Annotated in this window: 23 protein-coding genes (1 of these 23 running past the window's edge); 12 read left to right on the forward strand and 11 right to left on the reverse strand. The window is 63.9% G+C overall.

The window, feature by feature from the left end; all coding sequences use genetic code 11:
• A protein-coding gene (locus ACP7B7_RS18505) for an IS3 family transposase (protein WP_426077621.1) occupies positions 1-1117 on the reverse strand; the annotation gives its coding sequence in 2 pieces (ribosomal slippage) (positions 1-853 and positions 853-1117; 1266 coding nt in all); it reaches 148 nt to the left of the window's first position.
• Between the two features lie 208 nt (positions 1118-1325).
• Between ACP7B7_RS18505 and ACP7B7_RS18510 the strand changes: the two genes are divergently transcribed.
• The 3 genes from ACP7B7_RS18510 (at position 1326) to ACP7B7_RS18520 (ending at position 2842) form a co-directional block, all read left to right on the forward strand.
• A complete protein-coding gene (locus ACP7B7_RS18510; RefSeq protein WP_426077622.1) occupies positions 1326-1691 on the forward strand; it encodes a ferredoxin in 366 nt (121 codons plus the stop codon).
• 199 nt (positions 1692-1890) lie between these two features.
• On the forward strand, positions 1891-2418 hold the full coding sequence (locus ACP7B7_RS18515) for a MarR family winged helix-turn-helix transcriptional regulator (protein ID WP_308921140.1): 528 nt from the start codon (positions 1891-1893) through the stop codon (positions 2416-2418).
• Complete coding sequence (locus tag ACP7B7_RS18520) at positions 2405-2842, forward strand: PaaI family thioesterase (protein WP_426077623.1); 438 nt, start codon at positions 2405-2407, stop codon at positions 2840-2842. Before ACP7B7_RS18515 ends, ACP7B7_RS18520 begins: the two co-directional genes overlap by 14 nt.
• On the opposite strand, the gene ACP7B7_RS18525 is transcribed toward ACP7B7_RS18520, so the two are convergent.
• Positions 2757-3986 (reverse strand): acyltransferase family protein, encoded by a 1230-nt coding sequence (locus ACP7B7_RS18525; protein WP_426077624.1) that lies wholly within the window; start codon positions 3984-3986, stop codon positions 2757-2759. The two genes, ACP7B7_RS18520 and ACP7B7_RS18525, sit on opposite strands and share 86 nt — an antisense overlap.
• Before the next feature lie 61 nt (positions 3987-4047).
• Positions 4048-5067 (reverse strand): tyrosine-type recombinase/integrase, encoded by a 1020-nt coding sequence (locus ACP7B7_RS18530; RefSeq protein ID WP_308921137.1) that lies wholly within the window; start codon positions 5065-5067, stop codon positions 4048-4050.
• Positions 5068-5288: 221 nt separating this feature from the next.
• On the opposite strand from ACP7B7_RS18530, the gene ACP7B7_RS18535 reads away from it, so the two are divergent.
• Complete coding sequence (locus ACP7B7_RS18535; protein WP_426077625.1) at positions 5289-6308, forward strand: DNA-binding protein; 1020 nt, start codon at positions 5289-5291, stop codon at positions 6306-6308.
• An 11-nt stretch (positions 6309-6319) separates the two neighbouring features.
• On the opposite strand, the gene ACP7B7_RS18540 is transcribed toward ACP7B7_RS18535, so the two are convergent.
• Positions 6320-6976, reverse strand: coding sequence for a hypothetical protein (locus ACP7B7_RS18540; RefSeq protein ID WP_308921135.1), 657 nt, complete (start codon positions 6974-6976; stop codon positions 6320-6322).
• A gap of 203 nt (positions 6977-7179) precedes the next feature.
• On the opposite strand from ACP7B7_RS18540, the gene ACP7B7_RS18545 reads away from it, so the two are divergent.
• Entirely contained in the window at positions 7180-8547 is a 1368-nt protein-coding gene (locus ACP7B7_RS18545) for a serine hydrolase (protein ID WP_308921134.1), read from the forward strand.
• Positions 8548-8565: 18 nt separating this feature from the next.
• On the opposite strand, the gene ACP7B7_RS18550 is transcribed toward ACP7B7_RS18545, so the two are convergent.
• The 4 genes from ACP7B7_RS18550 to ACP7B7_RS18565 all read right to left on the reverse strand — a co-directional run bounded on the left by ACP7B7_RS18550 (position 8566) and on the right by ACP7B7_RS18565 (position 12800).
• Positions 8566-9294, reverse strand: a complete 729-nt coding sequence (locus tag ACP7B7_RS18550; protein ID WP_426077626.1) for a hypothetical protein — start codon at positions 9292-9294, stop codon at positions 8566-8568.
• Positions 9295-9299: 5 nt separating this feature from the next.
• Positions 9300-9650 (reverse strand): hypothetical protein, encoded by a 351-nt coding sequence (locus ACP7B7_RS18555; RefSeq protein ID WP_426077627.1) that lies wholly within the window; start codon positions 9648-9650, stop codon positions 9300-9302.
• Positions 9647-11200, reverse strand: a complete 1554-nt coding sequence (locus ACP7B7_RS18560) for an EAL domain-containing protein (protein ID WP_426077628.1) — start codon at positions 11198-11200, stop codon at positions 9647-9649. Before ACP7B7_RS18560 ends, ACP7B7_RS18555 begins: the two co-directional genes overlap by 4 nt.
• A gap of 94 nt (positions 11201-11294) precedes the next feature.
• Positions 11295-12800, reverse strand: a complete 1506-nt coding sequence (locus ACP7B7_RS18565) for an MFS transporter (protein ID WP_426077629.1) — start codon at positions 12798-12800, stop codon at positions 11295-11297.
• 63 nt (positions 12801-12863) lie between these two features.
• Here ACP7B7_RS18565 and ACP7B7_RS18570 point away from each other — a divergent pair, with 63 nt between their 5' ends.
• Positions 12864-13763, forward strand: coding sequence for a LysR family transcriptional regulator (locus ACP7B7_RS18570; RefSeq protein WP_426077630.1), 900 nt, complete (start codon positions 12864-12866; stop codon positions 13761-13763).
• 15 nt (positions 13764-13778) lie between these two features.
• On the opposite strand, the gene ACP7B7_RS18575 is transcribed toward ACP7B7_RS18570, so the two are convergent.
• From ACP7B7_RS18575 to ACP7B7_RS18585, 3 genes are all read right to left on the reverse strand, one after another.
• Positions 13779-14969, reverse strand: coding sequence for a low temperature requirement protein A (locus ACP7B7_RS18575; protein WP_308921128.1), 1191 nt, complete (start codon positions 14967-14969; stop codon positions 13779-13781).
• A 16-nt stretch (positions 14970-14985) separates the two neighbouring features.
• Positions 14986-15939 carry a 2-hydroxyacid dehydrogenase gene (locus ACP7B7_RS18580; RefSeq protein ID WP_308921127.1) on the reverse strand — a complete coding sequence of 318 codons (954 nt, stop codon included), beginning with the start codon at positions 15937-15939 and terminating at the stop codon, positions 14986-14988.
• A 110-nt stretch (positions 15940-16049) separates the two neighbouring features.
• On the reverse strand, positions 16050-16721 hold the full coding sequence (locus tag ACP7B7_RS18585; RefSeq protein WP_426077631.1) for a hypothetical protein: 672 nt from the start codon (positions 16719-16721) through the stop codon (positions 16050-16052).
• Positions 16722-16970: 249 nt separating this feature from the next.
• Between ACP7B7_RS18585 and ACP7B7_RS18590 the strand changes: the two genes are divergently transcribed.
• From ACP7B7_RS18590 to ACP7B7_RS18615, 6 genes are all read left to right on the forward strand, one after another.
• Positions 16971-19172 carry a TonB-dependent receptor gene (locus tag ACP7B7_RS18590; protein WP_426077632.1) on the forward strand — a complete coding sequence of 734 codons (2202 nt, stop codon included), beginning with the start codon at positions 16971-16973 and terminating at the stop codon, positions 19170-19172.
• Positions 19173-19189: 17 nt separating this feature from the next.
• Positions 19190-20086 carry a hypothetical protein gene (locus tag ACP7B7_RS18595; RefSeq protein WP_426077633.1) on the forward strand — a complete coding sequence of 299 codons (897 nt, stop codon included), beginning with the start codon at positions 19190-19192 and terminating at the stop codon, positions 20084-20086.
• A gap of 73 nt (positions 20087-20159) precedes the next feature.
• Positions 20160-21305, forward strand: coding sequence for a sensor histidine kinase (locus ACP7B7_RS18600; RefSeq protein WP_426077634.1), 1146 nt, complete (start codon positions 20160-20162; stop codon positions 21303-21305).
• A 167-nt stretch (positions 21306-21472) separates the two neighbouring features.
• Positions 21473-22915, forward strand: coding sequence for a circularly permuted type 2 ATP-grasp protein (locus ACP7B7_RS18605; RefSeq protein WP_426077635.1), 1443 nt, complete (start codon positions 21473-21475; stop codon positions 22913-22915).
• Complete coding sequence (locus ACP7B7_RS18610; RefSeq protein WP_308921121.1) at positions 22915-23859, forward strand: alpha-E domain-containing protein; 945 nt, start codon at positions 22915-22917, stop codon at positions 23857-23859. The genes ACP7B7_RS18605 and ACP7B7_RS18610 overlap by 1 nt, the downstream gene beginning before the upstream one ends.
• Positions 23859-24668, forward strand: a complete 810-nt coding sequence (locus tag ACP7B7_RS18615; protein WP_426077636.1) for a transglutaminase family protein — start codon at positions 23859-23861, stop codon at positions 24666-24668. Before ACP7B7_RS18610 ends, ACP7B7_RS18615 begins: the two co-directional genes overlap by 1 nt.
• The last annotated feature ends 43 nt before the right edge of the window (positions 24669-24711 follow it).

The following is a 24711-nucleotide window of genomic DNA, read 5'->3' on the forward strand; positions in this document are numbered from 1 at the left end:
AGGCGCGAATGGCGTCGCTGGCGGTTGTAAAAGCTTTCGATATATTCCTGTATTGCGGCTTTCGCGTCGGCCCGGGTCGCGTAACGTTGATGGTGGATCAGTTCGTTTTTCAAGCTGCCCCAGAAGCTTTCCATGGGCGCGTTGTCATAGCAGTTCCCCCGGCGCGACATGGACGGCTTCATGCCGAACTGCGTCACCAGTTTTTGATAGTCATGGGCGCAGTACTGGGTGCCACGGTCGGAGTGGTGAATCAGGCCCGGCGCGGGGCGTTTGTTGCGCACGGCCTTCCACAGCGCCGTTGCCGTCAGCATTTGCGTCATGCGCTCGTCCATCGCGTAGCCCACCAGCTCGCAGGTGAACACGTCTTTGATGCCGGCCAGGTAAAGCCAGCCCTCGCCGGTGGCCACATAGGTGATGTCGGTCACCCAGGCTTCGTTCGGACGGGTCGGTGCAAAGGTCTGATTGAGCAGGTTGTCGGCCACCGGCAGGTCATGATTCGAGTTCGTGGTGGCCTTGAACTTGCGCTTCTGCTTGCAGCGCAGGGCGAGCTCGCGACGCAGGCGGACGATACGATCACGGCCGGCCGGAAAGCCTTGTGCCGTCAGTTCCGGCTGCATGCGCAGAGGGCCATAGGTCTGCCGGCTCTGCGCGTGCACGGCCTCGATGGCGACCTTCAGGCGTGCGTCGTCCTGCGCCCGCTGCGATGGTTTGCCGTTCGCCCAAGCGTAGAAACCGCTGCGCGAGACGCCAAAGACGCCAAAGACGCGGCACATGACGGTGACAGGAAATGCGAGTCGCAAGGTCTTCATGACCGCGTACTTGGCAGCGACTCCCGCGCAAAGTACGCTGCCGCTTTTTTTACGATATCGCGCTCCATGCGTGCCTCGGCAAGCTCTTTGCGCAGCTTGGTTACCTCAGCCTCAAGCTCCGGCACGGAGCGGCTACCAGGGGCCACTTTGGGCGACGTGCCGCGCCTTGCCGCACTGACCCAGTTGGCCAGCGTACCCTTGGGAATGGTGAGACGCAACGCGGCGTCTTCCAGCGTCAGGCCTTGTGTCAGGACCAGTTTTACCGCTTCTTCCCGAAGCTCCGGTGTGTATGTTGTTGAGCGTGTCATAAGTTCTCCAGTTGGTGAAGTTTACCAAACTAGAGTGTCCGAAAAAGTCAGGGTACCTCACAGTTCTCTGAGATACTGCTGTCGCGTTCGACGAGTGGTCGGACCGAGACGCGGAACACCGATCCGTGTCAGGATAGTCAGGTTCGACGGAGTTGTGGCAAACATAGATCTCAGTCCACCTTGGGGGTGAAATGAAACGATAGGCAGGATGCTTCGGCTTGCCGAGAATGAAGGTGCTGTACATGTCCTTTTCGCGCATAACGTGCACGGAGATTTTTATGTGGAGGATGGGTGCTGTACGTCGTGTGACATGCCTTCAACTGTAGCGCCCGAATTATTTTCTTACGCGCCTGACGGACATTGTTATGTGAGTAAGCAGCCGTCAAGTGCCGTTGAAGTTCGGCAGATGATCAAGGCCTTTGAGGTGCAGGATATAGGCTGCATTCGCTACAAAGGGAAAAATCGGCTTATTCAGATTAAGCTTGTTGCTTCCGGTGAAGGTGATCAATGCGATAGACTTGATCAAGATCTGAAGGTACTGATTAATGAGGTGAAGCGAGATCGATGGGACTGAAAAAATAATATTGGAACTTCACCAGTTCGCTTTACCGCAGATTTTTTCTCGATTTTCTCTTGTCCGGCCAGCAACTGATAGCACCAATGATACACATACTCATGGACTTCGATTTCTTGTAGCGATTTCCTACCTGCTGCGGTGAAATTTAGCCCTGACGCGACTTGATTTATTACGCATACGTAGTAGTATACTCCGCATGCGTAATAACTCTGACCTGCCTCCCGATACCCCTCCCGCCTGCCCCGCCGGCAAGCGCTCGCCTCGCCTGTTCAACCTGCTAAGCCAGGCGCGCCAGAATCTGTTCCGATCGGCCGATGCCGTGTTTACCAGCGAACTCGGCTATTCAGGCACGCAGGTGGTCGCGCTATTTGTACTGAAAAGCGAGGAAGGCTGCCAGCTGAAGGACCTGGGGCGGTTGTTGCAACTGAAGAATTCGGCCGTCACGGGCCTGGTGTCGCGCATGGAAGAGAACGGGCTGATCGTGCGTGGCCAGTCGGCGCTCGATGCGCGCGCGGGGGTCTTGCACTTGTCGCCCAAGGGCCATGAAGTGCTGGCGGCCGCCCTGCCCGTGCTCGACAGCCTCAATGCGCAGCTGAAACAGGGTTTCAGCGAACAGGAACTGGCCGTTGTCGCGCGTTTCCTGATCCATGCGGCGGGGCTGCGCTTCCAGCAAGACCATCCACTTTCGACCACCCCACAGGAGCAAGACCATGCAAGCAAATGAAATGACCGGCCTGGAACTGATGCAGGCTTTCGCCAAGGGACTGTTTCCACGCCCGGGGATCTCGAATGTGATGCCGATGGAAGTCGACACCATCGAGCACGGCCGCGTGGTGTTTACGGCCACGGCGAACCAGACCCACACCAACCCGATGGGCGGCGTGCATGGCGGGTTTGCCGCCACCGTGCTCGATACCGTCACTGGTTGCGCCACGCATACGGTGCTGCCGGCCGGTGAAAGTTATGGCACGACCGACCTGAATATCAAGATGTGCCGCCCGCTGCCGTTCGACCAGGCTTTGTATGCGGAAGGCAAGGTCATCAATGCGGGGCGTAACCTGGTCATTTCGGAAGGCACGATACGCGACGAGGCCGGCAAGATCTATGCGCATGCCACGGCCACCTGCATGATTTTCCGCCCGTCCTGACCGCCACCTCCGCGCCCGTGCGCCGGCGATGCCAGGCGCGCAGGGCCCGGTTGGCCGGCTCCGACACATGCCGGCTGACCAGCATGGCCACCACGGCCGACACCGCCAAGAACAGGGCCAGCCACGGCAAGCGCATGGCATGGCTCAGTTCTGCCTTGGTGAGAATGTTGCGCATCGCCGCCAGCACGATCACGTGAAACAGATACAGCTCATAGCTATGGCGTCCGGCCCAGCGCAGCGGCGCGCCCAGCTTACCCGTGGTCCAGCCCGGCTGCTGTTCGCCGTGGGCGCCCAGCACAATGCCGGCGGCGGCCAGCGCGATCGCCGTAAATCCGAACATTTCATGGCCGGCGATGCCGCGCAGATAAATCAGGGGCAGCGCGATGCCGCAGGCCACGCGCAATATCCGCCGCGCCTGTGGCGGCAAGGCAAGTTGCGGCGCCAGCAAGGCGCTCAAGCAGCCGATGGCGATCGCGTCGAAGCAGGCGAAATAGCCATACATGAAATACAGCTCATTGCCGGCGTGTGCGCCGCGATAAATCGGGCCGATCACGACCGCACCCAGGCAGACGACCACCACCAGCCAGGTGCGGCGCAGCAGCAAACAAAGCGGCGGCAGGCACAGGTAAAACATTTCCTCGACCGATAGCGACCAGTAGACGTTGAGGCAATAGTTGAAGTAGCCCTCGGACTGCATCAGCAGGTTATGCCAGAAGGTCAGAATCGACAAAATGGCAATGCCGAAATAGCTGGCCGGCAGAGGCGGATCGGCGTCGCCATTGTTAAAGTAGGGAACGTCCAGCACGCCCAGCACCACGATGATGGTGAGCGCAAGCAGCAGGCTGGGCAGGATGCGGGCGGCGCGCATCACATAAAAGCTGCGCACGTTGATGCCGCGCAGGCTGCCCCAGCGCTTGAGGATGCCGCTGGTAATCAGGTAGCCGGAAATGACAAAGAAGATCGTCACGCCATAGTTGCCGTTAAAGGCGATTGCCTTGATGGCGTCGCGGCCCACCAGGTCGCCCAATGGACTGTTTACCAGGCCAAAGGCCAGGGTGAAATGCAGGACCAGCACGCAGGCGATGGCCACGCCGCGCAGGAAATCGATGCGCGCGTTGCGCGTACCCGGATTGTGATCATTCATGCGCTGTGCACCTTGCGATGGTGAAATGTGCACGGAGTATGTGACATATGTCACATGACTGTCAATCCCCGGATTTCTGCCTGGCGGCCGTTTTTTTGCGCAGCAGGCTGCCGGCTGCATTGCTGTCGAAGCGGCCCGCCTCTTCTATATAGCCATGGACCGTGCCGTCATGGCGCCAGCCGCCCTGGCGCTTGATGGCCTGGAAGTCGGCGCCGGCGCGGTGCGCGCTGGTGGCCATGCCGCGCCGCAGGCTGTGGCTGGACAGTTCCGGCACATAATCGAGTCCCGCCAGCCGGGCGCAGCCCTCCAGTATCGTGTTGATGCTGCCCGCATGCAGTGGTTTGTCGGCGATATGGCCCCACTGATTGACGGTGCGCAGCAGCGGCCCGGAGGCAATGGCGGCCGCCGCCAGCCAGTTTTTCAATGCCGTGGCCGGGCAGCAGATGCCTTCCCCATACGGCACCGCCTTGACGATGCCCTCGCCCGACTGATCCGTTTTCGAGCGCGGCAGGGTGATCACCATGCCTTGCGGCTCCCAGCTGACATCCTCCACGCGCAAGGCCACCAGCTCGCTGCGGCGGAAACCGCCGAAAAATCCCAGCTGCAGCAAGGCGCTGTCGCGCAGCGCTTTTACCGTGCCCTGTTCATGCAGGCGCGCGACGATGAGTTCCAAGTCTTCCAACGGCAGCGCCTTGGCCTTTTTTTTCGGCTTGCCGTGCAGGCGCGCGATGCCGGCCAGGGTCTTGCGCACGGTGGGCGTCGACGCGGCGTCAAAAAAGCCCTGGTAGGCATGCCATTGCGACAGCGCCGTCAAGCGCAAGGCCAGGGTGCGCGCGTTCAAGGTATCCGCGTGGGCCAGCAGATAACGGATCACGGCCGATTCATCGGCCGGCAGCGCCCCGCCCCAGGCTTGAAAGTGGCGGATGGCCGAGCGGTAGGCGCGGCGCGTGTTGTCGGCGGTGGCGGCCGCCAGGAAAGCCTGGTGGCGCGCGGCCAGTTCGGCATCGACCAGGGCGCCATGTACTGGCGCCACGGCCAGCCTGGTGGCGGCGGGCGATTTTTTCAGGGGGTGCTGGGCCATGGAATGCGGGAAAACAGGGATTTGTACTGGGCAAAACGCAGGATACCACGCAAACCGCGCTTCTAACCCACGATAAGCGATCTTATCGCGACTTATTTTTCTTCATTTTTCTGAAAATTTATATCGTAATATTATGGTGTATTACGTATCATGTAATACGTTACTAAATTTCGCTCATAGGTGGTTTTATGGCTCGCGCCGGCATTTTGTACTCCGATGTTATGAAAGCAGCCCAAATCGTGGCCGCCGATGGGCGCAATCCCACGGTCGACAATGTGCGCGAGGCGCTGGGCAGCACGGGCAGCAAGAGCACCATCGCGCCCCTGCTCAAGCGGTGGAAGGAGGAGTTCCAGGGGCCCGGCGCCGTGAAAACGGAGGCAGGACTGCCGGCCGAGCTGATGGAGGCGATGCGCGACGTGTATCACAAGCAGCAGCGCGACGTGGCGCAGCAACTGGAGCTTGCCATGCAGGAAAGCCGCATCGAGCTCGATGCGGCGCTGGAAAAACTGAAGAAAACCGAGGCGGAACGCCTCAAATTGACGGAAGTGCGCACCGCCCTGACGCAGGAGCTGCGCGCCACCCAGCAGGCCCTGGCCCAGCTGAAGGAGGAACACCATTTTCGCGCCGTCACCCTGGCCAGCCTGCACAGCGACAATGCGGGATTGACGCAGCGCCTGGCCGACCGGGGCGAGGAAATCGCCGCACTGAACCGGCAGCTGGCGCAGGTACGTTCGCAGTTCGACCATTACCAGGAAGCATCGGCAGCCCAGCGCAGCGAGGAACGGCAAACGCAGCAACAGCAGCTGAGCCGGCTGGAGCAGGAGAACGCCCAGCTGCAGCAGCGCTTGCAAGGCCAGCAGGCGACCCTGGTGCAGCAGGACATGCGCCTGGCCCAGCTGCAGGCGGAGCAACAGCGCCTGGAGCAAAGCGCGGCGGCGGACCGCGAGGCCCTGGCCACCGTGCGCCCCGAGCGCGACCAGTTCGAATATCAGTACGGGCAGGCGGCGGCTTCGGCCGACGCCCTGCTGGCCAAGCTGGAAGCGGTCATGCTGGCGCTCAATGAATCAAAAGTGGCGCTGGCCACGCAGGACCGGCAACTGGCCATGCTGGCCGACAAGACCGAAGCGGGCTTGCAGCGCACGCGGCAGTTGGAACAGGAACGCGACACCCTGCTGCGCGAGCACGCCGGCATGGCGGCGCGGCTGGCGCTGCAGGAAGAACGGCAGACACCAAAGAAATAGTCAACAAAGCACTACCAGAACTTCCACCACGGCCGCGCTGCCAGCACCACCTCGGTGCCATGTGGTTCGACACGCGGTCCCGGTCCCGGTTCCGGCAAGGCTGGCGGCCAGCCTTCGGCGCTGATCGCCGTGCCGACCAGCACGTGGGCGTTGTAGCGCTGCGGCGCGGCGGGATAAGGAAGACCGGCCAGGCTGGCCAGCACCGGGCCGATCATCAAGGTGCCGCTGGCGCAGGCCGTATCGAGCTCCAGCAGGGCCGCCAGCATATCCTGCCGCAGCTGCCCTTCCTCGTCCATCATGTCGAGCTCTTCAGTGCGCACCAGCACATGGCTGTAGCTTTCGCGGGCGATGCGCGCCTGCCATTCCAGGTACAAGCCGTGCCGCTCTTCGCCCAGGGCGCGCCGCAGTACGGCCGAGCGCGCTTTCAGCCGGGCCAGGCCCTCGTCGCGCGCGCAAGCCAGGAAGGCGTAGTCGCGCGCAATATCGAGCATGCCCTCCTGGCCCGGTGCCAGGTGCACATCCTGCGGCGCAAACAGGCATAGCCAGAACAGCGGGATGCAGTAGGCCGCCTCGTATTCCGTGCCGGACTCGTCGCCAAAGGCCGGCCAATCCGTTTCCTGCGGCGGTGTGGAGAAATGCGTACAGCACAGATAAACACGGTTCGACATGGAACGGGGTCCTGACACGAAGTGAACAAGCTGGCAGCCGGGGGCATGCCCATTCTGCCATCAACTCCCGCCTTCTTCACGCGAAATTCACCAGACGCCGGCATAGTAGAGAGAATTGACAGAAGCCTGAAGTTACCAGGAAGATCATTCTTGCTTTATGATCTTTGTTGTCACTTTTTATAGCCATTTTTACGGAGCCGTTCATGACCTTGCCCTTGTCCCTGCCCCTGCGTGCGCTGGCCGCCGCCATGCTGCCCTTGACCTGCGCGCTGGCCGGCGCCGCGCCCACGCTCGATGCCGCCGTACGCGAGCGCGCCGAGGCCCTGACGCGCGGCGGCCAGCACGCCGGCATCGTGATCGCCGTGATCGAGGGCAAGGATAGCGCGGTGTACGGTTTTGGCCGTGGCAAGCAGGATGCCTTGCCCGATGTCGATACCGTGTACGAGATCGGTTCCGTCACCAAGACCATGACCGGCTTGCTGCTGGCGCAGGCGGTGGTGGCGGGCAAGGTCACGCTGGCCCAGCCGGTGGCCGAGCTGTTGCCCGGCTATGCCATGCCTGGAACAAAGGACCGCGCCATCACCTTGCGCGACCTGGCCACCCATTACTCGGGCCTGCCGCGCTTGCCCGGCAACCTGGCGCCGGCCGACGTCAATGATCCGTATGCCGACTATGGCGACCCGCAATTGCGCGCCTTCCTGGCCGGCCACGTGATGGCGCGCGCATCGGGCGCCGCGTTTGAATATTCCAACCTGGGCTATGGCCTGCTGGGCACGGCGCTGGCGGCCAAGGCCGGCCAGTCTTACGAAACCCTGCTGCAAACACAGATTGCCGGCCCGCTGGGAATGCGTTCGACCTCGAGCGTGATGTCACCGGCCCTGCGCGCGCGGCTGGCGCCCGGCCACCTGGCCGACGGCAAGCCGGCGCAGCACTGGCAGTTCCAGGCGATCGCCGGCGCCGGCGCGGTGCTGTCGACGCCGCGCGACATGGTGGCCTATGTGCAATCGTTCATGCTCAAGCCGGACGCGGCCCACGTGCTGGCCGTGCAGCCGCAGCGCGATATCAGCGGCGGCAAGCAGATCGGCCTGGCCTGGATACGCGACCAGGCCAAGGGCCAGCCATTTGTATGGCATAACGGCCAGACCGGCGGCTATGCCAGCTTTGCCGGTTTTACGCAGGATGGCCGGCGCGGCGTGGTGGTGTTGAGCAATACCTCGACCACCGTCGATGCGCTGGGCGTGGCCAGCCTGGTGCCGGGCACCCTGCCGCCGCTGGCCGCCGCGCCAACGCAGCGCCAGGAAGTCGCCATCGTGCCGGCAGCGCTGGCGGAGTATGTGGGCAGCTACGCGCTGGCGCCGAATTTCGTGCTGACGGTGCGCCAGGGACCGCAGGGCTTGCTGGTGGGCGCCACCGGCCAGCAGGAAGCGCCCGTGTTTGCCAGCGGCAAGGATGCCTTCTTCTATAAAGTGGTTGACGCGCAACTGGTGTTCCAGCGCGATACCAAGGGCGCCATTACCGGCCTGGTGCTGCACCAGAACGGCCAGGCGATACCGGGCCAGCGCAAGGAGTAAGCGGCAAGCCCTCGGCAATCAGCCGCAGGACGGCAGGACGATATGCCTGTCTTTTTCGATGGCGCGTACTTTCAACGCCTGCGCAAAGTGCGCGCCGCTGAACTGGTTGAAACAGGCGCCCACCAGCATGACCGGTATGCCCCAGGAAAAGGCGCTGAATGCCGGCCAGGCCGACTTCATGAGCAGGCCGGCGATCATGCAGGCAATCAAGGTGATCCAGACGGCGGCGGTCCAGCTGGCAGGCACCCCGGGAAGCATGATTTCTGGCTGGATCTTCATTTTTCGCACCACCTTGTCCCAGTTGACGCTGCCGTCCCTGGGTTGGAAGTGCTGCTCGAATGCGGGCGCGGCCATGTCCGCCCAGCGCCGGTGTACGGTGAGCCAGCCGAACACCAGGTTGTACAGAAGGATGGCGGCGAAGATGGCTGCCAGGACTACTTTTGACCACACTTCCATCGGGCTGAGCCAGAAGACGGGCAGTATCAGGGACAGCAGGAAGAACGCCAGGGTAAAACCCATCAACCCGTTGAACACCAGCTGAAACAGCAGCCTGGTGCGGGCCTTGGGGAACACCAGGCACTGGCACAGGAAGAGTGCCAGGCCGACCGGCAGCCAGCACCAGAAAAAATTCCACCCCAGTTCGTCATTGCCATGGGCCATTTTTCGCGTCATGGCGCTGCCACCGGCCGTGCCGAACAGCAAGATAAACAAGGAGACAAACAGATAATGGAGGGTGACTTTGCTCATCGATACTACCCGCGGGCCGGCCTGGCCATGAATTGCTCCACCCGTTCCACAAATTCGGCCTTGCTGCGCGTGCGAAATTCGCCGAGAAAGACCTCGCTGCCCTTGACCGCCTTGCCCTGCCGGTCGTATTGCACCTTGTAACACTCCAGCACGAACTCGCCTTCCGGGTCGTCTTCCGGCTCGAAATGCGAATTGAAGCAGTCGCCGCTGTCGCGGTGATGGCCCCACAGCAGCAGCGCGCTGCTGAACCACTGCATGGTGTGCGGACCCGGCTCGACCTCGAACAGGGTGTTGACCGTGATGGTCCAGCCGCCCGGTACGCGCAGCGGCTGCAAGGAGTAGGGAAAATCGCTCATGGTGATGGTTTGGGGCGGCGCGCTTCGTAAAACGCCAGGAAGTCCGCGGCCGGCAGCGCCCTGGCATACAGCCAGCCCTGGCCGAATTCCACCTGGCGCGCGGCCAGGTAGTCGGCTTGCTCCTGGGTTTCGATGCCTTCGGCGACGATCAGCAGCTTGAGGCCGCGCGCCATGGCGATAATATGCGGCGTGACGCTGCTGGTGGCGGCGTCCGTGGCGATGGTATCGACAAAGGCCTTGTCGATTTTCAGGGCGTCCAGCGGCAGGCTTTGCAGGCTGGCCAGGCTAGAGTAGCCGGTGCCGAAGTCGTCGATGGCCACCGCATGGCCGCGCGCGCGGGCTTTTTCCAGGGTGGCGCGGGCCGCGTTGGCGTTGATGAAGCCCCGTTCGGTCGCTTCCAGCCAGATCTGCTGCGCTTCGATGCCGGTACCGGCCAGGGCGCGTTCGAGCACGTCCAGCACCCGGCCCGTTTCGATATCGCTGGCGCACAGGTTGATGGCGACATGCAGCGCACGGTCGGCCACCAGCGCATCCTTCAGGTCGGCGATCACGCAGGCGATGACCTCGTCGGTAATCGGCAGTATCAGGCCGCTTTCTTCGGCCACCGGAATGAACAGGTCGGGCCGTATCATGCTGCCGTCCGGCCGCTGCCAGCGTATCAGCGCTTCGGCGCCCACGCAAACGCCCGTGTCCAGCGCGATAATCGGCTGGTAGTGGACGAAAAATTCGCGCCGCTCCAGGGCGATCGTCAGTTCGCCCAGCAGGGACAGCCGACGGCGCGACAGCCAGACGACCAGGCCGACGATAAACGCCGCCATCAACAGGCCGACCGGCAGCAGCACCGCCAGTTCGCTCCTCAGCCGCGCTTCCAGCGTGCCGCGCGGCGCCGTCATGACGGCAATCAGGCCGCCGCGTGCCACCACCGCGTGCAGCTTGCCGTCCCTGGCCTGGCCGCCGGCCAGCAAGCTGGCGACGACGGCCATGTCCGGCTGGTGCAAGACGCCCAGCACGCCACCGTGCGCCAGCGCCACGGCCATTTGTATGTTCTGTTCGACGATCACGTCGGCAAAGCGCACCGGCGCGACCAGCGCCTTGTGCCGGCCCAGCGCCAGGCCCACCATGCGCTCGCCGCCCGACACGGCCGGCCGCAGGTCGAAATCGACGCCGATGCCATTGTCCAGCACGAAGTCGGCCGGCGTGATTTTGACCGGCGTGGCCTGCATGCCGCTGGCGCTGCACTTGAGCATGCCCTGCTCCACATAGCCGATATCGTCGACGCTGCGGGTGGTAATCGTGGTCTGGCGCAGCGCCTCGATATGCGCGGCCGAACAGGGCGTCACGGCCAGCGGTTCGAAGCGGCGCAAGGCGGCGCCGGCCGAGTCCAGGGTGCGCTGGGCCCGTTCGAGCGCGTAGTTGGCCAGCACGCGCAGGCGCGCCTCCTCGCCCTGCACGGCGCGCGCCAGCGACAGCTGATAAGCGACGGCCAGCGGCACGGCCACGCCGACCAGGGCCGCCAGCACGCTGGTGATCAAGATGCGTTTCCTGCGCATGCGCCTCCTGCAGAATCAGTTTGAAAGTTGGATGAATGCCATGTATTTCTTGGTGGCATCATATTACAGTCCTGCCCGGCGCACGCCCTACTCGTCAAACAGTTACATTTTTTGCCGCCGGCCGGGCCAATGCAAACACCAGCCCCGCAGCCAGTACCGCCAATATCGCCGCCAGCCTCAGCACGCCGGCAAAACCTTCCATAAAGGCCTGCCGCGCCGCTTCCACTGCCACCTCGCGCACGGCTGGTGGCAACTGGCCGAAAGCCTCAGCCGCATTGCCGGCCACGATGCGCCCCACCATCTCGGGCGAGGCATGCAGGCCATGCAGCCAGGCCAGCCGCTCGAAGGCGGCGCCCGTGCGCTGGGCCAGCACGGCGCCCAGGCCGCCGACGGCCAGCACGATGCCCGTGAAGCGCGTGGTGGTGCTGATGCCCGAACCCATGCCGCTGCGCTCGCGCGGAATGCCGGCCAGGATGGCTTTCTGCGTCGTGCCATTGAGCAGGCCGGCACCCATGCCTGTGACCACCATGCCTAGCGCCACCCAGCCATACGACAGGCTGGCGGCCGCCACCGCGCTGGCCGCATTGCCGCCGGCGACGATCAGCAGCCCCGTCACCAGCATGCCGCGGTCATGCAGCCAGCGGCCAAGCAGCGGCGCCAGGCGCGAGGCCACCACCATGGCGACGGCGAACGGCAGCATGGCGCAGCCGGCCAGCACGGCCGAATAGCCGAAGGCGTTCTGCAGGTACAACGGCAAAAACGTCATCATCACCTGGGCCGACACGGCGTAACCGAGCATGCCCAGCACGGCGCCGACAAACACGCGCCGGCCAAACAGCGACAGGTCGACCATCGGCGCGCGCACCTTTTGCTCCGCCACCAGGAAAGCGGCCAGCAGCAGCGCGCCCAGCGCAAAGCGGATTATCGTGGCGGTGCTGGACCATCCCGCCACGCCGGCATCGATCAGGCCCCAGATCAGGCAGAACAGGCCGGCCGAAAACAGCAAGGCACCGAGCGGGTCAAACCTGGCGCTGGCGCGATTCCGCGACTCCGTCACGTGTCTAGACACCAGCAGCATCAGGATGGCCACCACCGGCAGGTTCAGGTAGAAAATCCAGCGCCACCCCAGGGCGCTGGTCAGCAGGCCGCCCAGCAGCGGCGCCACCGTCATCGCCACGCCCATGGCCGCGCCCCAGATGGACCAGGCGCGCGCCCGTTCGGCTTCGCCCTGGAAAGTGTGGCTGATCACGGCCAGCGCCGAGGTCAACAGCAAGGCGGCGCCGATGCCCTTGGCGGCGCGCGCCAGGTTCAGCACGAACGGCGTCCAGGCGGCGCCGCACAGCAAGGAGGCCAGCGCGAACAGCAGCAGGCCGCACAGCATCACGCGGCGCCGGCCCAGGCGGTCGGCGATGCTGCCGGCCGGCAGCAAACAGGAGGCAAACGCCAGCATGTAGGCACTGACCACCCACTCGACGTCGGCAAAGCTGGCACCCAGGCTACGGGCGATGGCGGGCAGCGAGACGGCCACCACATTGGTGTCGAGCATGATCAGCGCACAGACGGCGGAACAGGTGTACAGGGTGTGGTCGGCAGGTTTCATGGCGCCAGTGTAGACGGCCCATGCTTATTTATTGTTATAAGACGCAAGGCTTATAATTTCCGAATGGTGAATACTGAAAAACAACTGGAACTGCGTCACTACCGCTGCGTGGTGGCGGTCGCGCACAGCCTGCACTTTGCCCGCGCGGCGGCGGAGCTCGGCATTTCGCCGCCGGCCCTGAGCAAGCAGATACAGGAAGCGGAACGCCTGCTGGGCACGCGGCTGTTTCAGCGCAGCAAGCGTGCGGTGGCGATCACCAGCGCCGGGGCGCTGTTCGTGGCCGAGGCGCAGCGTGCCCTGGAGCAGCTGGCGCAGGCGCAGGAGGTGGCGCGGCGCGCGGGACGGGGCGAGCTGGGGCGGCTGGAGATCGGCTATGTGGGCTCGGCCGTCTATTCGGGCGTGCTGCAGCGGGCGTTTGCCCGCTTTCGCGCCTCGCACCCGGGCGTGACCCTGCAGTCGCGCGAAGTGGCGATGGAGCTGCTGCCCGCCATGCTGGAACGAGGCGAACTGGATTTTGCATTCGTGCGCCCGCCGATGCGCTACCCGGAGGGCGTGGATAGCGTGGTGCTGCTGCGCGACCGTTTCGTGCTGGCCGTGCCCGAACACAGCGAGCTGGCCGGTGGCACCGGTGTGGTGGCGCCGCAGGCGCTGGCGCAACTGCCCTTGATCGTGCCGGAACAGGAATGGGGAACGCTGGAAACGGCGCGGCGTGGCGGCTTTGCGCCGCTGGTGGCGTCGCGCCCGGGCAGCCTGCTGTCGGTCCTGGCGCAAGTGTCGCTGGGGGCCGGCTGCGCCATCGTGCCGCAGGCGGTGCTGACCGGCATCACCCTGCCTGGCGTGTGCTACCGGGAACTGGCGGGAGCGCCGATCGCATCGGAAATCGCGGTGGCGTTTCGTCGCCACGAGCAAAATAGGGCCGCGCGCGCCTGGATCGCCCAGTTGCGCGCGGCGGCAGTGCCGTGAACACTCAGTGGACCATTATGGATCCAGTTCGGGCGGCGGCCGGCGCAGCGCCATATGTTCCCATATCGCCACCAGGACCAGCACGCCGGTGGTGATGCAAGCCAGGATCAACGGTGTATACAAGCGGCCGAACGCCATCGGGATCAGGGCCATGATGATCAGGATGCCCAGCACATGCGACATCGGCGGACTGCTGCGCTCGCTGCTGACCCATTTGAACAAAGCATTTCCCAGCAGATACAGGATCGGTCCGCCCAGCATGGCGCAGATGCCGGCAAAGCTGGTTTCGTCGGCATGCAGCAGCGACAGTTCGTCGGCCACGGCGCTGACGATGATGCCGCCGATAATCAGCATGTGAATATACGTGTAGGCGCGGCGCGCGATGCGGCCCGGGTCTTTCGAGGCGGCGATATGGGTATGGCCCAGCTCGGCGCCCTTGTCGAAATACAACCACCACATGGCGATGCTGCCCAGCAAGGCCGACATAAAACCGGCCCAGTTGGCGGCGGTCCATGCCAGGCCCGCAAAATTGGCGCCCGTCACCAGCAAGGACTCGCCCAGGGCGATGATGACGAACAGGCCGCAGCGTTCGGACATATGGTTGCCGTCGATATCCCAGTCGCCGGTCGAGGAGCCGCCCAGGCCCGGCACATTGAACAGCAGCCACGGTCCGGCCAGGTCGATCAGCAGCGCCGCGGCCCACCAGTAAATGCGCACGGAGGGGTCGGCGGCGCCGCCGATCAGCCAGAACACGCCGGCAAACGCGGCCCACAGCGCGATGCGCTGGAAATTGCGGCGCCGCGCCAGGTCTTCATGGCGCACGGCCCACAGCGCGAACAGCGGCCGGCCCACCTGCATCGCCACATAGGCGCCGGCAAAACCGAGGCCGCGCGTGCCGAACGCTTCGGGGATCGAGGCCGACATGAGCAGGCCGCCCAGCATCAGCACGAACAGGCTGATGCGTACCGGCATGCGCTCGGGGTCGAGCCAGTTGGTGATCCACGAGGTATAGATCCAGACCCACCAGACCGCCATCAGCAGCAAGGCCGTTTGCAGCCAGCCCATGGCGCTCAGGTGTTCCAGCAGCGCATGCGACAGCTGGGTCACGGCAAACACGAAGACCAGGTCGAAAAACAATTCAATCATGCCGACCTTGCCGCTATCCGCCCTGCCCCGCGTGCGCAGCAGCGATGTTTTCAATTCCATCAGTTTCTTTCTATTATTAAAATTTCACAGGTGTCGGCAAAGGCTGGCCCGCGAAATGCGCCTGCAGGTTGTCGACCACCAGCTGGCCCATCGCGTGGCGGGTTTCCACCGTCAGGCTGCCCACATGGGGCGTCAGCACCACATTCGGCAAGGCGCGCAAGGCGGCCGGCACGCGCGGCTCGTCGGCAAACACGTCCAGGCCGGCCGCGCCCAGGCGGCCGTCGGCCAGCGCGTCCATCATCGCTTCCTCATCGATCAGCGCGCCGCGCGCGATATTGACCAGCGTGCCTTGCGGCCCCAGCGCGGCCAGCACTTCGGCGTTGACGGCGTGGCGGGTGGCCGGCGTGCCGGGCGCGCAAACGATCAGATAATCGCTTTCACGGGCCAGGGCCAGCAGCGAGCCGGCCAGCGGCGCGCTCACGCCAGGTTTGGCGCGCGGCTGGTAGTAGCGCACCTGCACGCCAAACGCGGCCAGGCGCAGCGCGATGGCCTGGCCGATCTGGCCGAAGCCGAAAATGCCGGCCGTCTTGCCGCGCAGGCTGAAGGCCGGCTTGACCGTTTCGCGCCGTTCCCAGGCGCCGTCGCGCACGAAGCGGTCGAGCAGCACGATATGGCGGACGCTGGCCAGCAGCAGGCCCAGCGCCACGTCGGCCACGTCGTCGGTCAGCACGTTCGGCGTGGTGGTGACGGCAATGCCGCGCGCGCGGGCCGCGTCCAGGTCGACGCCATCGAGGCCCACGCCATTGACGGCGATGATTTCCAGCGCAGGCAAGGCCGCCATGTCGGCCGCCTTCAGGCCCAACGCGCCGGTGGTGACGACGGCGCGGATGCGGCTGGCGCGTTCCCGCAGCCAGGCGGCGCGCTGTTCGGGCGCCACCTGCCAGGCATGGTGGCAGGTGTACTGGCGTTCCAGTTGTTCATTGACGGCGGCGGAGGGGCTGGTGGCGAGTATCAGTATGTCGGGGAGCATGGGTGTCCTGGGTTGGGTCGGTGTCATAGCCAGACGCAACTTAGCATATTTGACGCCCACCCGGGGCTGGCCGCCCCTAAAACCCTGCCGTCATCAAGGTCGGGCCAGTCCTATGGACAGGAGACTTTTTTCACCTTGCCGGCGGTATTGAAGGGGTCGGCACCGCCCAGCGGATTGGCCTGCATGGCGTAGCAGGCGCTACCGGTGGCCGTCACCACGCGCGTGGCGGGCCGGCAGTCGGCAGTCAGATAGTCCTCTATCCTGATCGGCGGTCCGCCGCGCCAGGCGCTGGCCACCATTTTCTGGAACTTGCTTTCGCCGGACAGTTCCGGCGCCGCCAGCCACGGCTTGTCTTTCTTCAGTTCGACGCGCAGGGTCTTGTCGATGCCGCCGGCGGCGAGCACGGCGCGGGTGCGCAGATCGACGGCCGGGGCCGCTGGCGCGCTATCGGGAACGATGGCCTCCCTAGCGATGGCCTCCGGCAAGGCAGTGATCGCCTCGCTCGGCGCTGCGGGAACGGTGATGGTGGCTGGCGGTAATGATCTGGCCCTGCGTGGCGGCGCCGTGACCGGCATGGGCACGATCATCGGCAGCGCGCGCGGCATCGGCCTGGGCGGAATCAGGGTCATGAAAGCCACTTCCGTATAGTGCTGGAGCTGCCTGGCCGGCAACAGCAACAAGTACAGGCCCAGGCCGTGCATGGCCAGGATCAGCGCCACGGCGGCGCTTTTCAGGCTGATGCGGCGAGCGGGAAAGGCAAGAACGGTGAATGGCGACGGCATGCGGGGTCCTCGAAGCGCCGGGGCGCGGTCCGCCATTCTAGGCATACTTTCTCAAGTGCATTAAAAATTCAACAAGGTACCGTCTGGCGCTACTTTTTCCGGCAAATCCTGCCTCCTTGTGGCGCCGGTGTTGCTTATATCTCTGTACTTTTTGACCAAAGACCGAACAATTCTGATCATCTTTCACACAATGTCACTGACTTGCATATAATGATAATCATTCTCATTAACATTCAGACAACCGCCGCCATGCCTACTTTCCGCCTCGCCCCCACCCCTATCGCCCTGGCCGTATTCCTGCTGGCCAGTTCCGTCGTCCAGGCACAAACGTCGAATACTCCCGGCGATGCGCAGACCATGCCGAGCGTGGTCGTCAGCGCGTCGGCCGACGCCTCGGCCGAGGGCCTGTCGCGCGCGTATGCGGGTGGCCAGGTGGCGCGCGGCGGGCGCATGGGCATCCTCGGCTCGGTGGACATGATGGACTCGCCGTTCGGCGCCACCAGCTACACCCAGCAATTCATTTCCGACCAGCAGGCGCGCAGCGTGGGCGACTTACTGCAAAGCGACCCGGCCGTGCGCATGTCGCGTGGCTTCGGCAACTTCCAGGAAGTGTATATGATCCGCGGTTTCGCGCTGGACTCGGACGACGTGGCGTATAACGGCCTGTACGGCGTGCTGCCACGCCAGTACGTCTCGCCGGAATTGCTGGAGCGGGTGGAAGTATTTCGTGGCGCCAGCGCTTTCCTGAACGGCGCGGCCCCTGGCGGCAGCGGTGTCGGCGGCGCCATCAACCTGATGCCCAAGCGCGCCGGCAATGCGCCGCTGACGGAAGTGACGGTCGGCGTGGAAACGGGCGGCCATGCCTATGCCGCCATCGACGTGGCGCGCCGCTTCGGCGAACAGCAGGAGCTGGGCGTGCGCGTGAACGCCGCCAAGCGCCAGGGCGAGACCGGCATCAAGCATGAAGACCACGACGTCGGCATGTTCGCCGTCGGCCTGGACTATCGCGGCCGCGGCTTCCGCCTGTCGGCCGACGCCGGCTACCAGAATTTCGACCTCGACGCGCCACGCCCGTCGGTCGCCACCTCGGGTGTGGCGGTGCTGCCATCGGCGCCCGACGCCTCGCACAACTTTGCCCAGCCCTGGAGTTTTTCCAAGGAACGCGACGTGTTCGGCACCGCGCGCGCCGAATATGATATCGCCCAGGACGTGGTGGCCTGGGCCGCCTTCGGTGGCCGCTCGACGAAAGAGGCCAACAGTCTCGCCGAGCCGTCACTGACGTCCACAAATGGCGACGCCAGTTTTTCGCGCTTTGACAATGCACGCAAACAGGAAATACGCACCGGAGAAGTGGGCATTCGCGGCAAGGTGAATACCGGCGCAATCAAGCATACGCTGGTAGCGAGCTGGTCGGGTCACTGGAACGAGGCCAGGAATGCCTATGCCATTGGCAATGCCCTGGCGACCAATATCTATGCCCCCGTGTACACCGCCCTGCCACCGACCACCTTTTTTGGTGGCGACATGAGCAATCCGCTCGTGACGCAAAAAACCATACTCAACAGCTATGCCTTGGCCGACACGATGTCCTTCCTGGGCGACAAGTTGCTGTTGACCGTGGGCGCGCGCCACCAGCAGATCAAGGATGCAGGCTATGACTACAACACGGGAGTGCTGTCGGGCAAGCAATACGATGAGAGTGCCACCACGCCTGTCGCAGGCATCGTGTACAAGGTAAATTCGGGTATCTCGCTGTATGCCAATTACATCGAGGGGCTGAGCAAGGGGCTCGTGGCCAGCGGCTCCTTTGTGATCAATGGCGAGACCAAGGTTGTTGACAACAATGGCGAGGTGTTCGCGCCATACAAGTCCAAGCAGAAGGAGATCGGTGTCAAGTACGACGCTGGCAAATTGGGCATGAGCGCCGCTTTGTTCAGCACTGACAAGCCTTTGCTGGCGGTGGTTGGCACACTCGCTGAAATGTCTGGCAAGCAGCGCAACCAGGGCGTGGAGTTGTCCGTTTTTGGCTCTCCCGCCAGCGGCGTGCGCCTGCTGGGCGGCCTGACCTGGCTGAATACGGAGTTGCGCGGGACCGGCAAGCCTGCCATCAACGGCAAGCAGGCGATCGGCGCGCCTGAAACCCAGGTGAGTTTCAGCGGCGAATGGGACGTACCCGGCGTTCAAGGGCTGAACCTGAACGCTCGTACCGTCTACACCTCGACCCAATATGCGGACCAGGCCAATACCAAGCAACTGCCTTCGTGGACCCGCCTCGATATCGGCGCGCGCTACCTGACTCAGTTGGCCGGCCGCGATGTGACCCTGCGTGCGCGTATCGACAACGTTACCGACCGCAACTACTGGGCGTCGGCGGTGTCCTCGTTCGACGCCGGCAGCCTGGTGCTCGCTTCGCCGCGCACGGTCGTCGTTTCCGCCACGGTCGCGTTCTGATCGGCAATAATGGGCGCATGACACCGCGCCCATTATTGCTGCCCTCCTTGCTGTTCTCATTGTTGTTATGCTTGCCCGCCGCCGCGCAAAAAACGGCGGCCTGTCCCTGGGCCGCCTGGAAAAGCGGCTTCCTGGGCCATCCCCGCGCGCAGGCGGCGTGCCTGCTGCAACCCGTCTACAGGTATGCGCGCATCGGCCAGGCGGGCGCCCTGCCCGCTTTCCTCGATCGCCATGTCGGCGAAAAAGTGACCGTCGACCGCAACCAGCTGCGCGCCTACCTGGCGCAACGGCAAATCAATGAAAGCGAGCTCGGCGGCGCGCTGGATGCACCGCTGTCGCGCGCTTCAGGCCGCCTGGTTTCCCCGGTGGCGCGCTATTTCGTACTCCACGACACCAGCTATCCGAACTTCCTGCTGGACCCGATTCCCGCCGCCATCGATACGCGCGACTGGGATTTCAATGATTTTGCGCTGCGCAACCCGGCCAGGGGCGCGGGGCCGAAAGGCCATGTGTATGTGAACCGGCTCGGCGAGTCGGTCACCGTGCACGGTTTTGAGGTCGCCAATTTCGCCAGCAAGCTGGAAAAGAACAAGCCTTCGCTGACCGGCCTGTTCCTGCACGTGGAACTGGTGCAGCCGCGCAAGTCCGATCCGGCCGGCGGGCGCGGCAATGACGGCCTGGCGCCCGAGCCCGGCTTTACGCCGGCACAGTACGAACGGCTGGCCCTGTTGTATATCGCGGCCAGCGTGCGCAAGGGACGCTGGCTGATTCCCGCCTTCCATGCCGTGCTCGACACAGGTTATGCGAACGGCCACGACGATCCGCAAAACTTTTCGCTGGCCGCCTGGTCGGAATCGATCGCACAATTGATCGATATCATGCAGCAGCGCGGCAGTCCTTCATCGGCCCAATAAGCCTGCGCATTTGTAGGATACTGGAGGGCCGCGCATCGGACCGCACCGCTGCGCGCAGCCTTGCGGAGCCAGCTTGTCACTTGCCCACGATCCTGTTTTCTCTGCCGCGCGTCCACATCCACGTTCGCGCCTGCGCACGCAGCGCATTGCCGACCTGCGCGACGCCGTGCTGCACGAATGGGAACATCGCGTGCGCGCCAGCGTGCGCGGCGCCGCGCAATTGCTGCCACCGATACTGATCGATACCTTGCCGGCCTTTTTCGACCACCTGGCCGAGGCGCTGTCAGCCGGCAACCCGCGCCAGACCGCCGCCAGCAACAGTAATGTGCCCGCCGTGCATGGCAATGAACGGGCGCGCATGACCAGCTACGGCCCGGAACAGGTGATCCAGGAATACCAGATCTTCCGCGACTGCTTTGCCGACGCGGCGCTGGCGGCAGGCCTGCCCTTGCGGCGCCGCGACTGGGCCATCCTGCACGCCTCGATCGACATCGCCATCCGCGATGCGATACGCGAATTCACGGCCATGCACGACAGTTTCCAGCGCCGCATCGCCGCCGGCCTGTCGCACGACATGCGCAACCCGCTGTCGGTGATACTGATCAGCGCGCAATTGCTGCAACGCCAGGCCGGGCTGGAGCCGGAAAAAGTGGCGGACCTGACGCAGCGCATCGTCGACCATGGCAAGCGGCTCGACACCATGATCGAGGAATTGCTCGACACACTCAGCTATCACCGGGGCCAGCAACTGCCCTTGGTGCTGACGCAATTCGACCTGCTGCCGCTGGCGCAGTCCGTCTGCGGCCAGGTCAATCTGCAGCAGCCGGGCAAATGCCGCGTGACGGGCACGGGCGTCATGGGCTGGTGGTGCGAAAATTCGCTGCGCCGCGCGCTGGAAAACCTGCTCGGCAATGCCGTCAAGTACGGCGATGACGGCGTCATCGAGTTGCGGCTGGAGCAGGCGCACGGGCGCGTGATCGTTACCGTACACAATAGCGGACCGGCCATTGCCGAAGAGCAGATGACGCGCATCTTCGATTATCTGCGGCGCGACAACCACGCGCCCGCACCGGGCTGGGGCATCGGCCTGCCTTATGTGCAGAATGTGGCCGAGAGCCATGGCGGCAGCGTCGCCGTCGACAGCGCGCCCGCCACCGGCACTTCCTTCATCCTCGACCTGCCCGTCGACTGCCGTCCTTACGTCCAGCCGGCCGCCTGATTCCCGGCCTGCGGCAGCCCCAATACCGCCCGTCTCGCCATTCCCGGCGCACCAATGCGGTGCAGCGCACACATTGGTGCATTAATAATGGTCTTTTCTGTCATATTCTCTCTGGCACGCTTCGTGCTGAGGTAATGTTACAACCAGGCTCTAGGGGAAATCATAATATGGCGAATTTTTTCAATGAAATGACGGCAGATGCGTTGGGTACCGAAAGCAAGGTGCGTGAACATTATCGTGAATTCCATCAATGGCTGGAGCAGCAATCGCCGGAGACCATCGCCCGCAAGCGGGCCGAGGCCGACCTGACGTTTCGCCGCGTGGGCATCACGTTCGCCGTGTATGGCGACGATGCCGGCACGGAACGCCTGATTCCGTTCGACACGATTCCCCGGATTATTCCCGCCGACGAATGGGCGCAGATGCAAACCGGCCTGGTGCAGCGGGTCAAGGCCCTGAACATGTTCATCCATGATATCTATCATGAGCAGAACATCATCAAGGCTGGCATCGTCCCCGCCGAGCAGATCTACAAGAACGCCCAATATCGCCCGGAAATGCAGGGCATCTCGGTCGCCTCCGATATCTATGCGCATATCGCCGGCGTCGATATCGTGCGCGCCGGCCAGGGCGAATTCTATGTGCTGGAAGACAATCTGCGCGTGCCGTCCGGTGTGTCCTATATGCTGGAAGACCGCAAGATGATGATGCGGCTGTTCCCGGAACTGTTCGCGCGCAATCGCATCGCCCCGGTCGACCATTACCCGGACATGCTGCTCGACAACCTGCGTTCGGTGGCGCCGATGGGCGTCGACGACCCGACCGTGGTGGTGATGACGCCGGGCATGTACAACTCGGCCTATTTCGAACATGCCTTCCTGGCCCAGCAGATGGGCGTGGAGCTGGTCGAAGGCAAGGATCTGTTCGTCAACGACAATTCGGTCTACATGCGCACCACGCGCGGACCGAAACGGGTGGACGTGATCTACCGCCGCGTCGACGACGATTTCCTCGATCCGCTGGCCTTCCGCTCGGACTCCTCGCTGGGCGTGCCTGGCCTGCTGTCGGTGTACCGCGCCGGCAGGGTCACCCTGGCCAACGCGATCGGCACCGGCGTGGCCGACGACAAGTCGATCTACCCGTTCGTGCCCGACATGATCAAGTTCTACCTGTCGGAAGAACCGATCCTCAACAACGTGCCGACCTACCAGTGCCGCAAATCGGCCGACCTCAGCTACGTGCTGGCCAACCTGCCCAAGCTGGTGGTCAAGGAAGTGCACGGCGCCGGCGGCTACGGCATGCTGGTGGGGCCGGCCTCGACCACTGCGCAGATCGAGGATTTCCGCCAGCGCCTGCTGGCCAACCCCAGCGGCTATATTGCCCAGCCCACGCTGGCCCTGTCGGCCTGCCCCACCTATGTGGAATCGGGCATCGCGCCGCGCCATATCGATCTGCGCCCCTTCGTGTTGTCGGGCAAGACCATCTCGATGGTGCCGGGCGGGCTGACCCGCGTGGCGCTGGGCGAAGGCTCGCTGGTGGTCAATTCCTCGCAAGGGGGTGGCACCAAGGATACCTGGGTACTGGAAAAATCTTTCGCTGGAGACAAATAATGCTGAGCCGCACCGCCGATCACCTGTTCTGGATGGCCCGCTACACCGAACGCGCCGAAAACACGGCCCGCATGCTCGACGTCAACATGCAGACCTCGATGCTGCCGCAATCGCAGGAAGACGCCGAGCAAGGCTGGCGCGCCACCTTGGGCATTTCCGAACTGCAAAGCGCCTACGATGCCAAGTACGGCCGCTTCCATACGCGCGACGTGCTCGACTTCATGGTGCGCGATCCGAACAATCCGTCGTCCATCCTCGCCTGCCTGACGGGCGCCCGCGAAAACGCGCGCGCCGTGCGCGGTACGTTGACCACCGAAGTGTGGGAAACCCAGAACGCCACCTGGCTCGACCTGCAGAAACGATTGAAAAGCAATCTGCTGGAAACCGACCCGAGCGCCTTTTTCGAATGGGTCAAGTACCGCTCGCATCTGTCGCGCGGCGTGACCCTGGGCACCATGCTGAAAGATGAAGCGATTCACTTCATTCGCCTGGGCACTTTCCTGGAACGGGCCGACAATACGGCGCGCATCCTGGACGTGAAGTTCCATGGCGCCAAGGATGCGTCGAAAGACATCGCCCAGCGCGACTTTTATTACTGGGCGGCGCTGCTGCGCTCGGTATCGGGATTCGAGATTTACCGCAAGGTCTACCGCGACGTGATCACGCCCGAACGCGTGGCCGAGCTGCTGATCCTGCGTGGCGACATGCCCCGTTCGCTGCTGGCCTGCATGGATGACGTGGTCGACAATCTGCACCATATCCGCAACGACGTGTCGGCCGATACCGAGCGTTTCGCGGGACGGCTGCATGCCGAACTGAAATTCGGCCATATCGACGACATCCTGAAAGCGGGCCTGCACCATACCCTGACCGAGTTCCTGGAAAATATTTATGAACTGGGCAACCGCGTCAGCCGTGACTTCCTCGTTCCCCTGGCGGCCTGATGATACTCACCATACGCCACGAAACCACGTATCACTACAGCACAGCGCTGGCGTACACCATCCAGCAGCTGCACCTGACGCCGCGCATCGAACCGCAGCAGCGCGCGCTGTCCTGGCAGATCAACACGCCAGGCCAGTGCCACGCCTATACGGATGCCTACGGCAACCTGTCGCAGATGCTGACCATCAATGGCAAGCACCAGGCGCTGTCGCTGGTGGTGCAGGGCGCGGTGGAAACCATTTACCCCTACCAGGGCCGGCTGAACCTGGTCGACACGCTCTCGCCGCTATTGTTTACCATGCCGACGCGGCTGACCGAATCGGACCCCACGATCGTCGCGCTGACCGCCGCCAGCCTGCCGGACCGCGGCACGCCGGCCGCCACCCGCCATTTGCTGCGGCTGGCCGAAAACATCGCCGCCAAGGTGGCCTATGAAAGCGGCGCCACCGAGGTGACCACCACCGCCATCGCCGCCCTGACGCTGGGGCGCGGCGTATGCCAGGACCATGCCCATTTGTACCTGGCCTGCTGCCATGCCTGGGACATTCCGGCGCGCTATGTGTCCGGCTATATCGATCCGGGCACCACCGGCCACGCGGCCAGCCATGCCTGGGTCGACGCCTGGGTGGTCGACAGCGATTTCGCGGGCTGGGTCAGCATCGACGTCACGCATGCGCGATTGATGACGGATGCCTATTGCCGGCTGGCGATCGGCCGCGACTACGATTCGGCCGCGCCCGTGCGCGGCGTGCGCCGGGGCGGCGGCAAGGAAACCATGAGCGTCGACGTGCAGATCGTGCCGGCCTGATCGCCTGAAAAAACCGGTAGAACGAGGCTGGGCCTGGCCCGGC

This window comes from Janthinobacterium sp. PSPC3-1, assembly GCF_049896105.1.
Taxonomy (GTDB): domain Bacteria; phylum Pseudomonadota; class Gammaproteobacteria; order Burkholderiales; family Burkholderiaceae_D; genus Janthinobacterium.